Source organism: Pseudomonas triticicola, assembly GCF_019145375.1.
GTDB lineage: Bacteria > Pseudomonadota > Gammaproteobacteria > Pseudomonadales > Pseudomonadaceae > Aquipseudomonas > Aquipseudomonas triticicola.
The window spans coordinates 380,733-393,158 of record NZ_JAHSTX010000001.1 but is presented as its reverse complement, the minus strand read 5'-3'; the positions used below and the strand labels follow the sequence as shown (position 1 = coordinate 393,158).

The following is a 12,426-nucleotide window of genomic DNA, read 5'->3' as shown; positions in this document are numbered from 1 at the left end:
CGGTGAACAGATAATCGCTTTCGCGAGCAGGCTCGCTCCCACAGGGGATCGCTTTCAAATGTGGGAGCGAGCCTGCTCGCGAATGGGCCGGCAAGACCGATACAGAACTGGCAGACGAAACCCATTCCCCGTAGCATCCCGACATTGATTTGACCGAGGTGCCCATGCTCATTCCCCACGACGCGCTTGAAGTCGACACCCTCACCCGCCTGATCGAGGATTTCGTCACCCGCGACGGTACCGACAACGGCGATGACACCCCGCTGGAGACCCGCGTGCTGCGCGTGCGCCAGGCATTGACCAAAGGCCAGGCATTGATCGTGTTCGACCCGGAAAGCGAACAGTGCCAGCTGATGCTCAAGCACGACGTACCCAAGCATCTATTCGACTGAAACCGTCAGCCAGCCTTCGCCGCTGCCTCCTTGCGCTTGATCCGGTCATAGACCTCGGCGCGGTGTACATGGACCTTTTTCGGCGCCTCGACGCCGAAGCGCACGCTGGAGCCGTTGACCGACAGAACACGCAGGGTGATGTCGTCTCCGATTGAAATCAACTCACCGACCACACGGCTGAGTACAAGCATGGGATTCATCCTTCAGGACTGGCAAACCCTGAAGATGCGCGGCTTACAGCGTCTTCACAATCCACGACGAGCAAATCAGTCTTGCCCTACAGCTGCCCACGCCCACAGCTGTCAGACGCTTCGCACAAACGCCTCAGGCGGCGGAAAAGCGCGGCCCGAACAGAATGATGCTGGCACCGACCACGCACAGCGCCATGCCAATCCAGTCCGAGCCCAGCGGACGCACCCGCTCGACCACCGCCAGCCAGCCAATCGAAGCAACGATGTAGATCCCGCCATACGCGGCATAGGCGCGCCCGGCGTAGGCCGCTTCAACACGGGTCAGCAACAGCGCGAACAGGGTCAGGCTGAGCAACGCGGGAATCACCCATAACGCACTCTTGCCCTGGCGCAGCCACATGTAGAAGGCAAAACAGCCGGCGATTTCAAACAGCGCCGCAAGGAAGAACCACAAGTAATTGAGCATGGAGGCGTCTCGACAGGGTGACCGTGGCGGCCACCCTAACGACGCGGCGGGAATCGAACAAGATCAAGCGTTGTTTTGTTTGGCCTTGGCGCGCATTTTCTCGGCCATGGAAGTCATCTCGTTGTAGAGCAGTTGCGGATTCTTTTGCTTGATCGCCCAAGCCATGCGCCCTTGTTCGTGAGGCAGAATCAGGAATTCGCCGGCGGCGACTTGCTGATAGATGTAGTCAGCGATGTCGGCGGCACTGATCGGCGAACTTTCCAGCAACTTGCCGACCTGGGCTTTCATGGCCGGGGTCGGGCCACGGAAAGAATCGAGCAAGTTGGTCTGGAAGAACGATGGGCAAACCACATGCACCGCCACTTCCTGTTGCGCCAGTTCGATCAGCAGACTTTCCGACAACGCCACTACGCCGGCCTTGGCCACGTTGTAGTTGCTCATTGCCGGGCCTTGCATCAACGCAGCCATGGAGGCGATGTTGATGATCTTGCCCTTGCTCTGTTCCAGCAGCGGCAGGAACGCCTTGCAGCCCTTGACCACACCCATCAGGTTGATCGCGATCTGCCAGTCCCAGTCTTCCAGCGACAACTCGCTGAAGAATCCGCCCGAGGCGACGCCGGCATTGTTGACGATGATGTCGATGCCGCCGAGCTTCTCCTCGCAGGCCTGGGCGAATGCGGTGAGCTGGCTGTAATCGCGCACGTCGCAGCGCTGGATGAAACCATCACCGCCCGCCTCGCGCACCAGTTTCAGGGTTTCCTGCAGGCCGGGTTCACTGACATCGGACAAGGCCAGCCGCCAGCCTTCACGGGCCCAGCGCAGGGCGATTTCGCGACCCAGGCCTGAGCCTGCACCAGTGATCATCATGCGATTTTGCATAGCGGACAGCCTTGTTGTTCCGGGAGAGATGCGCCGAGTGTAGCGAAGGAACTTCGTTCGCCCACGCTCCATCCAGTTGCTGAATGGAGGATCAAAAGATTCCTGCCGTCATCGTTTTCGGGATGGTCTCCTGTAGGAGCTGCCGAAGGCTGCGATCTTTTGCTTTTCTGCTTTAAAGGAAATAACAGAGCAATCCAAATACATTAAAAAAACATTGAATTATTTTTCATCGGCGCAAGTCGGAACATGTAAGCCGGCTGGAATTTAGTTGCTCTCCAGCTGCCCACTGAGCATCAAGACTCTTCCAGACTCTGAACAAGGAAATCACCCATGGGCACAATTCTAATCATCATCCTGATCCTGTTGCTGATCGGTGGTCTACCGGTCTTCCCGCACTCCAGAAGTTGGGGTTATGGCCCGTCGGGCATTATCGGCGTGGTGTTGGTCGTGCTGCTGGTGCTGTTGTTACTCGGCAAGATATGACGATTTGAAGCTGTAAAAAAAGAGGCCCTTTTTCAAGGGCCTCTTTTTATTGCGTGGACTTTAAGGAGTGATCAGTCCGGCTTGCCGTGAATGACACCGGCGGTGTTATCGAGCAGGCTCTTGGTCGCGGTTTGCAGGAACGCTTCAAGTTTGAGTTTGAGTTCGGCAGTGCGCGGCGCGTCCGGCACAACTTCGGCGTGCGGGTTGGCGCCAAGCTGATATTTCCAGATTTTCGGCCCCATGTCCTTGTCACGCGGCAGTACCAGAATCTCATCGGCGGTGACGATGGCGGTGGTCTGCTCGCTGCCCGAAGGCTTGATCACGCCAAAACCGGTGTCGCCCTGCGGCAGGTTGAGCAGGTCGCGGCCCCAGCACTGGTGACGCACTTCGCCACCGAGACGGCCCATGATGGTCGGCACGATGTCGATCTGCGTGCCCACGGTGTGGTCGCGGGTACCGAACTTCTGCTGGATGCCCGGGGCGATCATCAGCATCGGCACGTTGAAGCGGCCCAGGTCCATTTCGGTGATCTGGCGCTCGTTGCCGAAGCCGTGGTCGCCGACGATGACGAACAGGGTTTCGTTGAAATACTTCTCTTTGCGCGCCTTCTCGAAGAACTGGCCGAGCGCCCAATCGGAGTAGCGCATGGCGGTCAGGTGTTCGTTGAGGCTGCCACGGTCAGTGACGCGCTCGACCGGCAATGGCGTCGGCAAGGCGTACGGCGTGTGGTTGGACAGTGTTTGCAGCAATGCGTAGAACGGCTTGCCGTTTTCCCGCGCCTTCAGTTCCTGCAGGCCACGATCGAACATGTCCTGGTCGGAAACGCCCCAGGTCGGATCGGAGAACACCGGATTGACGAAGTCGTTGCGGCCAACGAAGTTGGTCATGCCCTGGTTGCTGAAGAAGCCCGACTGGTTATCCCAGGCGAAGTCGCCGTTGTAGACGTAGACGTCGTCATAGTCGCGGGCGCTGAGCAGCTGCGGCAGGCCGGACAGTTTGTGGCTGCCTTCCGGGGTCTGCATCAGGTATTCGAAACCTGGCAGGTTGGGGAAGCAGGCCATGGTCGCGAACATGCCCTGGTGGGTGTGGGTGCCGTTGGAGAAGAAACGGTCGAACAGCAGACCTTCCTTCGACAGCTTGTCCAGGTACGGGGTGATATTGCCCGGCGCGCCCAAAGCACCGACCGAGTGACCGGCCATGCTTTCCATCAGGATCACCACGACGTTCTTGATCGGCAGGGTCTTGTCGGCCGGCGGCAGGTAGTCGCGGCGAACAGCGGCGATATCGGCATCGACCAGTTTGTCGTCGGGCATCAGCAACATGTCGCGCACCACTTGCTGCGCCTGTTCCTGCGGCAGCGTGGCTTTCCAGATGTTGTCGCGGTCTTCGCCCATGCGCGCCTTGGCCGCGGCGATCAGCGACAGCGTGCCGTTGAGGCCGAGCTGGTTGGCGAAGTTGGAATCGGTGGTGTAGACGTCACCCCAACGCATCGGCGGGCCTTGACGCAAGGTGCCGCGAGCGGCGACGACGCAGATCAGCAGGCAGACCACGAACACCGCCAGGCGGGTGTACCACGGCGCAACCTGACGGGAGCTGACGCTGCCGCCGCTGAACGGTCCGCGCGGGCGGGTGGCGCGGTCGGCGCCTTTGAACGCCAGGGTCAGAATGACCGTGCCGATTACCCATGCCAGCACGTAGCGCACCACCGGAAAACCGTACCAGAGCATGCTCATTACGGTTTTCGGGTCTTCTTTCACGTACTGGAACACCAGACCATTGAGGCGCTGGTGAAACTCGCGGTAGAAGTCCATTTCCATCAGGCCGAGGAACAGCGCGATGCTCGACGCGACGGTCAGCCACAGACGGAAGAAACCGCGCGCGGCCATGGCCCGGGCACTGAACAGTGCCAGCACCAGCGGAATGCACAGGTACACCACCAGGCGCAGGTCGAAACGCAGACCGTTGACGAACGCTTCAAGGAAGGTCGCGGCCGGCGTGTCGAGGATCATCTCGCGGTTGTAGACCAGCAGCGCGAGGCGCAGCGCGGAAAACATGACCATCATGACCAGTGCGCACAGCAGCGTGTAGGCCAGATGCGATTTGACGGTCGGTTGCAGCAGGCGAGCAGAAGATCGCTGCTGATTCAGGGCGTCCGGGTTTGCCATGTCGTTTTAGGACCCATTGGAAGTTGAAGTTGCAAAAATACAGCGGCGCCAGGCCCTCTATTGGTCAGTCCAGACCCCGGGGCGTGCGCGGTGCGCAAATGTTGCACGATCGTTCACACCATTGCCATTGATTACTGCCCTGCTCTTCGAGACTTGGATTGAAAGGGCTGACAGCACAATGGCAGGCAACAAGTGCGGGCGAATTGTCTTGGAGACTTTGTGAAAATTTCGTGCAACGCATATCTGGAAATACAATTTAGAGACAAAACAAAACGCCCCGAAGCGATCGGGGCGTTTTGCTTACAGCGAATTGATTATTTCTCGGCGCGTTGTTTCAGCGCTTTCAGGGTATTGAATGGCGCATCGACCACGAACTTGTTGGCGACCATGGCCGGCACGCTACCGCCCGGCTCAGTATGCACCTGGTAGGTCACTTCAACCTGATCGCCCTTAGGCACGAACTTCCAGAAGCCTTTGACTTGCTGGACCCGCACGAAGCCTTTTTCTTCCGGCAGATAAGTCGGTACGCCTTCAAGATTACGGGTCAGGCTGCCATCGGCGCCTTCAACCGTGGTGATCTTCAGCACCGAATCACGCGGGGTCACCGGCCATGGCGTGTTGAATTGCGAATAGGTCCAGCTCAGGTCGCCTTCATGCTTGAGCAGTTTCTGGCTCTTGCATTCGTGAATCCACGCGCAGGCGCCGGAGACGTCTTCCTGCAAGGCGCGCAGTTTGGCGACAGTGGTTTTCATCAGCGCGACGCCTTGGTAGGACTTATAGTCCGAACCGGGTATTTCGCTCAGGGAAACCTTGATGCCGTCTTCGTTCTTCGCCACTTTCCAGTCTTCTGCCTGGGCGACCGAAGTGGCAAGTACGGCAGTCAGACCACACAACACAGCGATACGGTGCAGCGAACCCATAGTGTTATTCCTTATTGTTGAAGTTCCGTTGGTGAACACATCACGCCGCCGTCATCTGCTCCCACCAGCCGATCAATCTGATCGCTTCTTGCGAACTGCTGCCGCACACCTCGACATCCGCAGCGAAGCCCGAGCACACAGCCGGACGTTCCGGACGGCCGAAAATGCTGCACAGGTTATCGACCGACAGTTGCACGCAACGTTCGCCAGCGGGTTTGCCATCGGGCATGCCGGGGATCGGCGAACTGATGGAGGGGGCAATGCAGCAAGCGCCACAGCCTTCACGGCATTTCATGACGAACAGATCCTCGCGACGGGCGATGTGTAAAGAGACGGGAAACAGAGTAACCGCTAAAACGACTGTTTCAAATTGCTACGAGCGGGTTTTCAACGATAAGTAAAAGTGACTGGGCAGTCTCCGACGAAGCGTCTGATCTGGGCGTCGCAGAGGGCCGCATCTATTGCTTGAATTCGAAATCCAGCGCCGCACCTTCCACATCGCGTCGCGCTTCGTTGCGCAGTTGCAACTGCATTTCGTTGCTGAGCAAACGGCCGTTGAGCTGGAAGCCGTTATCTTTCTCGCCAAACATCTGCGGCAGGATCGCCTCGCGTTTGGGCAGCTCAACGGTGCCCTGCGGCTTCAACTCTTCAACCATATCCTTGGGCAGGCTGAGATCGAGTTTTGCCGGCGGCAATTTGGTCTTGGCCACTTCGCTGGCGGGTTTCGATTTCGAGGCCACCGGGCGGCGCTTCTTCACCGTGGCGTTTTTTTTCGCCTGGGCTTTTTTTGCCGGAGCCGCGGTTTTGGTGGCTTTGTTCGTGGTACTGGTCGCTGCCGGTTTTTCCTGGGCTGCGGCCGCCATAGCACCCGGTGCCTGACCGACCATCAGCAAACCCAGCAATACCCACGCGGCAGGAACAATCGCTTTCATGGACCCAACGAACTAACGGCAGAGGGCCACATGCTCGCCTGTTGTGCGTCACATGACAAGCCTCAGCGCCCTCCCCGTTCAGAATCCGCCAGCGGTTTCCTGACACAGTTGGGTGGCCAACAGACCCAGCGTCATCAGCGCCCGCTCCGCTTCGCGGTTCCACGGGATGCCGCAGTTGAGGCGGATACAGTGGTTGAACTGCTCGGTGTTACTGAAGATCAGCCCCGGCGCGATGCTGATGCCTTGTTGCAGCGCGCGGACATGCAATTCCTGAGTGTTGACCCGCCCCGGCAAGCTCACCCAGAGTATGAAACCGCCCGTGGGCCGGGACATTTGCGTGCCCTCGGGGAAGTGCTGCTGCACCGCCAGCTGGAAGGCGCTGAGGTTCTTCCGGTATTCCTGGCGGATATAGCGTAAATGCCGGTCATAACCGCCGTTTTCCAGATACGCGGCAATCGCCATCTGCGTAACGCTGCACGCCGAATGGGTGCTGAAAGTTTGCAGGCGCTGAATTTCCTGCTGGTATTTGCCGGCGATCATCCAGCCGATGCGCACACCCGGTGACAGGGTTTTGGAGAAGCTCGAGCAGTAGATCACCCGATCCAGGCGGTCGTAGGCTTTCAGCGCTTTGGTGCGGCCCTGTTCGAACATCAGTTCGCCGTAGATATCGTCTTCGACAATCTGAATGTCGAAATCCGAGGCCAGACGCAACAACTGTTTCTGCCGCTCTTCCGGCATGGTCCCGCCGAGGGGGTTGCTCAGGCGCGTGGTCAGCACCAGCGCCTTGATCGACCACTGGTTGGCGGCCAGTTGCAAGGCTTCCAGACTCATGCCGGTGGCGGGATCGCTGGGGATTTCGATGACTTTCAGGCCGAGCAGATCGGCCAGTTGCAGCAGGCCGTAATAGGTCGGCGATTCGGCTGCGATCAGATCGCCCGGCCGGGTCAGCACGCGCAACGACATCTGCAAGGCGTCGACACAGCCGTGGGTGATCACCACTTCCGATGGATCGACCACCACGCCGGCGTCACGCATGCGGATCGCCACTTGCCGGCGCAGCGGTTCGAAGCCGGGGCTGAACATGTAGCTGAACGCCCGTGGGCTGTGAAACCGGGTGACCTTGGCCAGTTGCTGATGCAGCGCGCGCACCGGCAGATAATCGACACTCGGCACCGCAGCGCCCAGCGGAAACACGCCTTCGCGGCGGGATTCGACCAATACCTGCTGAATGATGCTGCTGCGCGTCACCAGCCCCGGCCGTTCGACCCGGGCAATGTCCGGCGTGGGCGCGGTCAGCGCGGGGGTCTGGTGTACGTAGTAACCCGACTGTGGCCGGGCGCGGATCAGGCCCTGATCCTCAAGGTTGGCATACGCCTGCAACACCGTCGCATGGCTGACGTTGAGCTGCGAACTCATCTTGCGCACCGAAGGCACGCGCTCCCCCGGTTGATAGACACCACGGCGGATGTCTTCGGCCAGTTGCTGAGCAATACGTTGGTAGAGCAAGAGATTGGTCATGACGCAGCACTCGATTTCACGGGCGTTTTATTCTTGTCTGAAACAATACCGGAACAGTTTAGAAGTGTACTGGGACAGTTGCCAGATTACTCGACCGTACAGTGCGGTGTCTGCCCCATCTGTACGGTTTTGCGCGGCAATCGACAGACACAAAAAAGCCCGGCACTGCATGACAGTCCGGGCTTTCCAGAGACGCAGCCCTCAGCGGGCGGCGCCGAGCTGGCCTTTTTCGTCAGAGAACACGATTTCTACGCGGCGGTTCTGCGCCCGTCCACGCTCGGAGGCGTTGGCATCGACCGGGAACTGGTCGCCGTAACCTTCGACCTGAATGCGTTTTTCGTCGATACCCAGATCGACCAGCACGTCAGCCACCGATTGCGCGCGATCGCGGGACAGTTTGAGGTTTTCCTGTCGGCCACCAGTGCTGTCGGTGTAACCCTCAATGCGCACCACTCGCTTGGGGTTCAGTTGCAGGAACTGGACGATCTTCAGCACGACGCGGTTGGCCGAGTTTTTCAGTTCCGCCTGGCCGGTGTCGAACAACACGTCGCCGAGGGTCATCACCAGGCCGCGATCAGTCTGCGTGGTCGCCAGCGCGACGATCTGTTCCTCCAGCCACTTGCCTTGTTGCTGCACGCTGAGCAGTTTCGATTCGCGCAGGGCCAGTTGCAGACGCTGACGCTCAAGCTCGAGCTTGGCTGCGCGTTCCTCGTTGAGCGCCTGGTTGGTGTGCTCGCGGGCGATTTCGCTGTAGCGCTGGCTCAGGTAGGCGTAATGCACCACGTCGGCACCGCTGCCCCAATAGGTCGACAGTCGATCGGCGCGGGCCAGGGATTCGCCGGCGCGGATCACGTCTTTCGGCGCGATGCGCAGGACGTTGGAATCTTCCTTGACCTTCTGGAAATCAGCGCCAGCCTGTTGCAGCGCCGCCTCGCTGTGCTGGCCGGCGCAGCCGTACAGGCTGGCGCAACCGGCAAGAAGCAGAATGCCGAGAGCATTGGACTTGAGGCTCATTGTGCTTCCCCCAGTTGCAGCTGCTTGCGCAGGCGGACAATGCGGGTATTGAGCACATTCAGCTGTTCTTCACTTTTTTTCGTCAGCACCTTGGCCTCGGCCAGACGTGCATCCAGTTCGGCCTGCTCGGCACGCATGCGCGCGTTGCGATAGGACTCGTCGGCCATGCTGGCTTTGGCGCGGTTGTATTTTGTTTCGGCCAGTTGCATTTCCGGCACTTCGTCAGCGGTGGCGCCGACTGCCTTGGCCTGCACGATGGCTTGTTCGGTCAAACGCATTTGTTCACTGGGTGCCGGATCGGATGCGCACCCGGCCAGGGCCAGAACGGCCACAGCCGCGAAAAGAGGTCGAATACTCACTAAGAATCCCTACTGTTTTGGGGCACTGACAGGTTGTGGCGGCTGTTGCTGTTGCGCCTTCCAGCGCTCGATGTTGCGTTGCAGCGCGGCTTCCGTCAGTCCGGACGCGGGCAATTCTGTCATCTTTTTGGCGAGCTGTCCGCGCAACCACGGATCGTTGCAGGCCGAGTTATGCGAAACCGCGAGGAACAGACCCGGCCGGTCGATGGGTTGTTCAAACGCCAACAGATCGCTGGTCATGCCCAATGTCTGAGCGGCGGCCAAGCCTGAGTAACGTCCGGCGAGGACATATTCCACCTCGCCCAACAGCAACTTCTGTAGTGCCTCGGTAAGGTTGGCTGTGCGGGTCAGGGTCAGATTCTGCTCGGCGAAAGTGCCGAATGCCTGGGTCATCCGAGACTTTTCCGACACCGCGCCGGCATGGCCTTTCAGATCGCTGGCCTCGGCATAGATCAGCGTCGAGCCTTTGCGCGTCCACACCAGATAATCGTTTTCCAGCAGTGGCGGATGAATGAAGTCGAAGTTTTCCAGTTCATTCACGGTCAGCGGCGCGTCGGTCAGCATGTCCATGCGCCCGCTGCGCACTTCATCGAGGGCCTGCGAGCGTTTGCCGGCATACAGCAGGTCGACTTTGATGCCCAGATCCTTGGCCACTTGCTGCAACAAGTCAGCACTGGCACCGATCAAGCGCTTGGGGTTTTGCGGGTCCTGCCACAAGTACGGCGGCGCGTCCGGGCTGCCGGTGACGACCAGGCGCTCGCACTTGCCAGCGGCCATGGCCAAACCTGGCAACAGCAACCATCCCAACAACCATCCGCAACGCAGATCCATGGCAAAACGCTCCCGCTTGAAATTCGAAACAAAAAAAAGCCCGACCAACAGGCCGGGCTCTTTATAAGTGAAGCCGCCGGATTAGACCAGCTTCTCCAGCTCAGGTACTGCTTCGAACAGATCCGCCACGAGACCGTAATCGGCCACCTGGAAGATCGGCGCTTCTTCGTCCTTGTTGATCGCAACGATCACTTTGGAGTCTTTCATGCCGGCCAGATGCTGGATCGCGCCGGAGATACCGACGGCGATGTACAGCTGTGGCGCAACGATCTTGCCGGTCTGACCGACCTGCATGTCGTTCGGTACGAAACCTGCGTCGACCGCAGCGCGCGAAGCGCCAACAGCAGCGCCGAGCTTGTCGGCCAGCGCGTACAGGTGTTTGAAGTTGTCACCGTTCTGCATGCCGCGACCGCCGGAAACGACGATCTTGGCAGCGGTCAGCTCAGGACGGTCGGACTTGGCCAGCTCTTCGCTGACGAAGCTCGAGGTACCGGCGTCGTGCGCAGCGCCAACGGCTTCAACGGCAGCCGAACCACCTTCAGCAGCAACCGGATCGAAACCGGTGGCACGCACGGTGATCACTTTGATCGCGGCGGTCGATTGCACGGTGGCGATGGCGTTACCGGCGTAGATCGGGCGCTTGAAAGTGTCAGCGCTTTCGACCGAGATGATCTCGGAGATCTGGTCAACGTCCAGCGCAGCAGCAACGCGCGGCAGGATGTTTTTGCCGTTGGAAGTGGCGGCAGCCAGAATGTGGCTGTAATTCTTGCCCAACTCTGCAACCAGAGGAGCAACGTTTTCCGGCAGCTGATGCGCGTAAGCGGCGTTGTCAGCATTCAGGACTTTGCTCACGCCAGCGATTTTAGCCGCGGCTTCGGCCACCGGGCCTGCGCCCTGACCTGCTACCAGAACGTGGATGTCGCCGCCGATTTTGGCAGCCGCAGCCACGGTGTTCAGCGTGGCCGGGGCCAGCACTTTATTGTCGTGTTCAGCAATAACCAAGATAGTCATTTAGATTACCTTCGCTTCGTTCTTGAGTTTTTCAACCAGTTCAGCCACCGACTTGACCTTGATGCCCGCGCTGCGTGCAGCCGGCGCTTCGACTTTCAGGGTCTTGTTGGTGGAGGCGGTGGAAACGCCCAAAGCGTCCGGAGTCAGCACTTCGAGAGGCTTCTTCTTGGCTTTCATGATGTTTGGCAGGGTCGCGTAGCGCGGCTCGTTCAAACGCAGGTCGGTGGTGACGATGGCCGGCAGTTTCAGCGAAACGGTCTGCGCGCCGCCGTCGATTTCGCGGGTCACGGCAACGCTGTCGCCGGAGACTTCGACTTTCGAAGCGAAGGTGCCCTGACCGTAGCCGCTGAGTGCCGCGAGCATCTGGCCGGTCTGGTTGTTGTCGCTGTCGATCGCCTGTTTGCCAAGAATCACCAGCTGCGGCTGTTCCTTGTCGACAACAGCCTTGAGCAGCTTGGCCACGGCCAGCGAGGTCAGGTCTTCAGCGGATTCGACGAGGATGGCGCGATCGGCACCCAGAGCCAGTGCGGTACGCAGCTGCTCCTGAGCGGTGGTCGGGCCGATGGAGACGACGACGATTTCAGTCGCAACGCCCTTCTCTTTCAGGCGTACGGCTTCTTCCACGGCGATTTCGCAGAATGGGTTCATCGACATCTTGACGTTGGCGAGGTCGACGCCGGAATTGTCCGCCTTGACGCGGACCTTGACGTTGTAATCCACAACGCGTTTGACAGCTACAAGAACCTTCATGGATTCCTCGTTACTCTCCGGTGAAAAGAAAGTCGCCTAGGCGAACCTGGCGGATGATGCTCATCGGGCGACAAGGGCACCTCTAAAAACGCCGGCTTGAATGTGAGGTGATTCACTTCGCGAAGGGAGGTGACCGTTCGTCAGGGGTGACTGTCGGGTCATTCATTCTCACGCTGTGTAAACTGCGCGCCGGACTTGCGCTGCGCATCACCGTCTACTGCCTGTGCCCTGTCTTTAGAGGTGCTCTTGAAACCGCCAGTCTGCCTACGGCGAGCGCAAAACCGCCCGTATCTTGACCGGAACGCCCATTCTGGTCAATACGCCAAAATGCCCTGTCATAAGCCGCGCTTCTTTGATTTATCAGGGCTGGAGGCGATTCAAACAAACGTTTGTATTGGACGCTCGGAGTGGTGTAGATATAATGCGCCGCCTAGAGAGAAAGGTGGATTCGCCAATATTCCCTTTGACGTTAACGTAAAGGCAATACGGATGCGAGATCAAACCTCCATATTAGA

15 protein-coding genes are annotated in these 12,426 nt (G+C 59.2%); 2 read left to right on the top strand and 13 right to left on the bottom strand.

Translation table 11 applies throughout. The annotated features are described in order from the left end of the window. Positions 1 to 164: 164 nt before the first annotated feature. Positions 165 to 392 (top strand): YheU family protein, encoded by a 228-nt coding sequence (locus KVG85_RS01840; protein ID WP_003172962.1) that lies wholly within the window; start codon positions 165 to 167, stop codon positions 390 to 392. Between the two features lie 5 nt (positions 393 to 397). Here KVG85_RS01840 and csrA read toward each other — a convergent pair whose 3' ends face one another. The 3 genes from csrA to KVG85_RS01825 all read right to left on the bottom strand — a co-directional run bounded on the left by csrA (position 398) and on the right by KVG85_RS01825 (position 1,928). Next, the gene (gene csrA, locus KVG85_RS01835; protein ID WP_024013891.1) at positions 398 to 583 is read right to left on the bottom strand and encodes a carbon storage regulator CsrA; all 186 of its coding nucleotides are present in this window, start codon (positions 581 to 583) and stop codon (positions 398 to 400) included. 133 nt (positions 584 to 716) lie between these two features. Further along, positions 717 to 1,049, bottom strand: coding sequence for a YnfA family protein (locus KVG85_RS01830; RefSeq protein WP_016770946.1), 333 nt, complete (start codon positions 1,047 to 1,049; stop codon positions 717 to 719). Positions 1,050 to 1,112: 63 nt separating this feature from the next. Beyond that, positions 1,113 to 1,928 carry an SDR family oxidoreductase gene (locus KVG85_RS01825; protein WP_016770947.1) on the bottom strand — a complete coding sequence of 272 codons (816 nt, stop codon included), beginning with the start codon at positions 1,926 to 1,928 and terminating at the stop codon, positions 1,113 to 1,115. A 330-nt stretch (positions 1,929 to 2,258) separates the two neighbouring features. Between KVG85_RS01825 and KVG85_RS01820 the strand changes: the two genes are divergently transcribed. After that, complete coding sequence (locus KVG85_RS01820; RefSeq protein ID WP_003183939.1) at positions 2,259 to 2,411, top strand: DUF3309 family protein; 153 nt, start codon at positions 2,259 to 2,261, stop codon at positions 2,409 to 2,411. A 71-nt stretch (positions 2,412 to 2,482) separates the two neighbouring features. On the opposite strand, the gene KVG85_RS01815 is transcribed toward KVG85_RS01820, so the two are convergent. The 10 genes from KVG85_RS01815 to KVG85_RS01770 form a co-directional block, all read right to left on the bottom strand. Beyond that, positions 2,483 to 4,576, bottom strand: a complete 2,094-nt coding sequence (locus KVG85_RS01815) for an LTA synthase family protein (protein ID WP_217862841.1) — start codon at positions 4,574 to 4,576, stop codon at positions 2,483 to 2,485. A gap of 314 nt (positions 4,577 to 4,890) precedes the next feature. Beyond that, on the bottom strand, positions 4,891 to 5,496 hold the full coding sequence (locus tag KVG85_RS01810) for an START domain-containing protein (protein ID WP_217862840.1): 606 nt from the start codon (positions 5,494 to 5,496) through the stop codon (positions 4,891 to 4,893). Between the two features lie 40 nt (positions 5,497 to 5,536). Next, positions 5,537 to 5,791: a YkgJ family cysteine cluster protein gene (locus tag KVG85_RS01805; RefSeq protein ID WP_071173185.1), complete on the bottom strand. Its 255-nt coding sequence runs from the start codon at positions 5,789 to 5,791 to the stop codon at positions 5,537 to 5,539. Between the two features lie 163 nt (positions 5,792 to 5,954). Then, positions 5,955 to 6,428 (bottom strand): translation initiation factor 2, encoded by a 474-nt coding sequence (locus tag KVG85_RS01800; RefSeq protein WP_217862839.1) that lies wholly within the window; start codon positions 6,426 to 6,428, stop codon positions 5,955 to 5,957. A 78-nt stretch (positions 6,429 to 6,506) separates the two neighbouring features. Beyond that, positions 6,507 to 7,946 (bottom strand): aminotransferase-like domain-containing protein, encoded by a 1,440-nt coding sequence (locus KVG85_RS01795; protein WP_024013893.1) that lies wholly within the window; start codon positions 7,944 to 7,946, stop codon positions 6,507 to 6,509. 201 nt (positions 7,947 to 8,147) lie between these two features. Next, on the bottom strand, positions 8,148 to 8,960 hold the full coding sequence (locus KVG85_RS01790) for an OmpA family protein (protein ID WP_024013894.1): 813 nt from the start codon (positions 8,958 to 8,960) through the stop codon (positions 8,148 to 8,150). Further along, positions 8,957 to 9,319 carry a DUF4398 domain-containing protein gene (locus tag KVG85_RS01785; RefSeq protein WP_217862838.1) on the bottom strand — a complete coding sequence of 121 codons (363 nt, stop codon included), beginning with the start codon at positions 9,317 to 9,319 and terminating at the stop codon, positions 8,957 to 8,959. The genes KVG85_RS01790 and KVG85_RS01785 overlap by 4 nt, the downstream gene beginning before the upstream one ends. 9 nt (positions 9,320 to 9,328) lie before the next feature. Then, positions 9,329 to 10,150 (bottom strand): substrate-binding periplasmic protein, encoded by an 822-nt coding sequence (locus tag KVG85_RS01780; protein ID WP_217862837.1) that lies wholly within the window; start codon positions 10,148 to 10,150, stop codon positions 9,329 to 9,331. A gap of 81 nt (positions 10,151 to 10,231) precedes the next feature. Further along, positions 10,232 to 11,161 (bottom strand): electron transfer flavoprotein subunit alpha/FixB family protein, encoded by a 930-nt coding sequence (locus KVG85_RS01775; RefSeq protein WP_056788298.1) that lies wholly within the window; start codon positions 11,159 to 11,161, stop codon positions 10,232 to 10,234. Further along, complete coding sequence (locus KVG85_RS01770) at positions 11,162 to 11,911, bottom strand: electron transfer flavoprotein subunit beta/FixA family protein (RefSeq protein ID WP_071173189.1); 750 nt, start codon at positions 11,909 to 11,911, stop codon at positions 11,162 to 11,164. Positions 11,912 to 12,426 lie beyond the last annotated feature (515 nt).

What these genes read in the sequence shown, in the direction of transcription:
- KVG85_RS01840 (WP_003172962.1), top strand. Translation starts at nt 165, where the DNA reads ATGCTCATTCCCCACGACGCGCTTGAAGTCGACACCCTCACCCGCCTG.
- KVG85_RS01770 (WP_071173189.1), bottom strand. Translation starts at nt 11,911, where the DNA reads ATGAAGGTTCTTGTAGCTGTCAAACGCGTTGTGGATTACAACGTCAAG.
- KVG85_RS01825 (WP_016770947.1), bottom strand. Translation starts at nt 1,928, where the DNA reads ATGCAAAATCGCATGATGATCACTGGTGCAGGCTCAGGCCTGGGTCGC.
- KVG85_RS01805 (WP_071173185.1), bottom strand. Translation starts at nt 5,791, where the DNA reads ATGAAATGCCGTGAAGGCTGTGGCGCTTGCTGCATTGCCCCCTCCATC.
- KVG85_RS01830 (WP_016770946.1), bottom strand. Translation starts at nt 1,049, where the DNA reads ATGCTCAATTACTTGTGGTTCTTCCTTGCGGCGCTGTTTGAAATCGCC.
- csrA (WP_024013891.1), bottom strand. Translation starts at nt 583, where the DNA reads ATGCTTGTACTCAGCCGTGTGGTCGGTGAGTTGATTTCAATCGGAGAC.
- KVG85_RS01810 (WP_217862840.1), bottom strand. Translation starts at nt 5,496, where the DNA reads ATGGGTTCGCTGCACCGTATCGCTGTGTTGTGTGGTCTGACTGCCGTA.
- KVG85_RS01820 (WP_003183939.1), top strand. Translation starts at nt 2,259, where the DNA reads ATGGGCACAATTCTAATCATCATCCTGATCCTGTTGCTGATCGGTGGT.
- KVG85_RS01775 (WP_056788298.1), bottom strand. Translation starts at nt 11,161, where the DNA reads ATGACTATCTTGGTTATTGCTGAACACGACAATAAAGTGCTGGCCCCG.
- KVG85_RS01780 (WP_217862837.1), bottom strand. Translation starts at nt 10,150, where the DNA reads ATGGATCTGCGTTGCGGATGGTTGTTGGGATGGTTGCTGTTGCCAGGT.
- KVG85_RS01790 (WP_024013894.1), bottom strand. Translation starts at nt 8,960, where the DNA reads ATGAGCCTCAAGTCCAATGCTCTCGGCATTCTGCTTCTTGCCGGTTGC.
- KVG85_RS01800 (WP_217862839.1), bottom strand. Translation starts at nt 6,428, where the DNA reads ATGAAAGCGATTGTTCCTGCCGCGTGGGTATTGCTGGGTTTGCTGATG.
- KVG85_RS01795 (WP_024013893.1), bottom strand. Translation starts at nt 7,946, where the DNA reads ATGACCAATCTCTTGCTCTACCAACGTATTGCTCAGCAACTGGCCGAA.
- KVG85_RS01815 (WP_217862841.1), bottom strand. Translation starts at nt 4,576, where the DNA reads ATGGCAAACCCGGACGCCCTGAATCAGCAGCGATCTTCTGCTCGCCTG.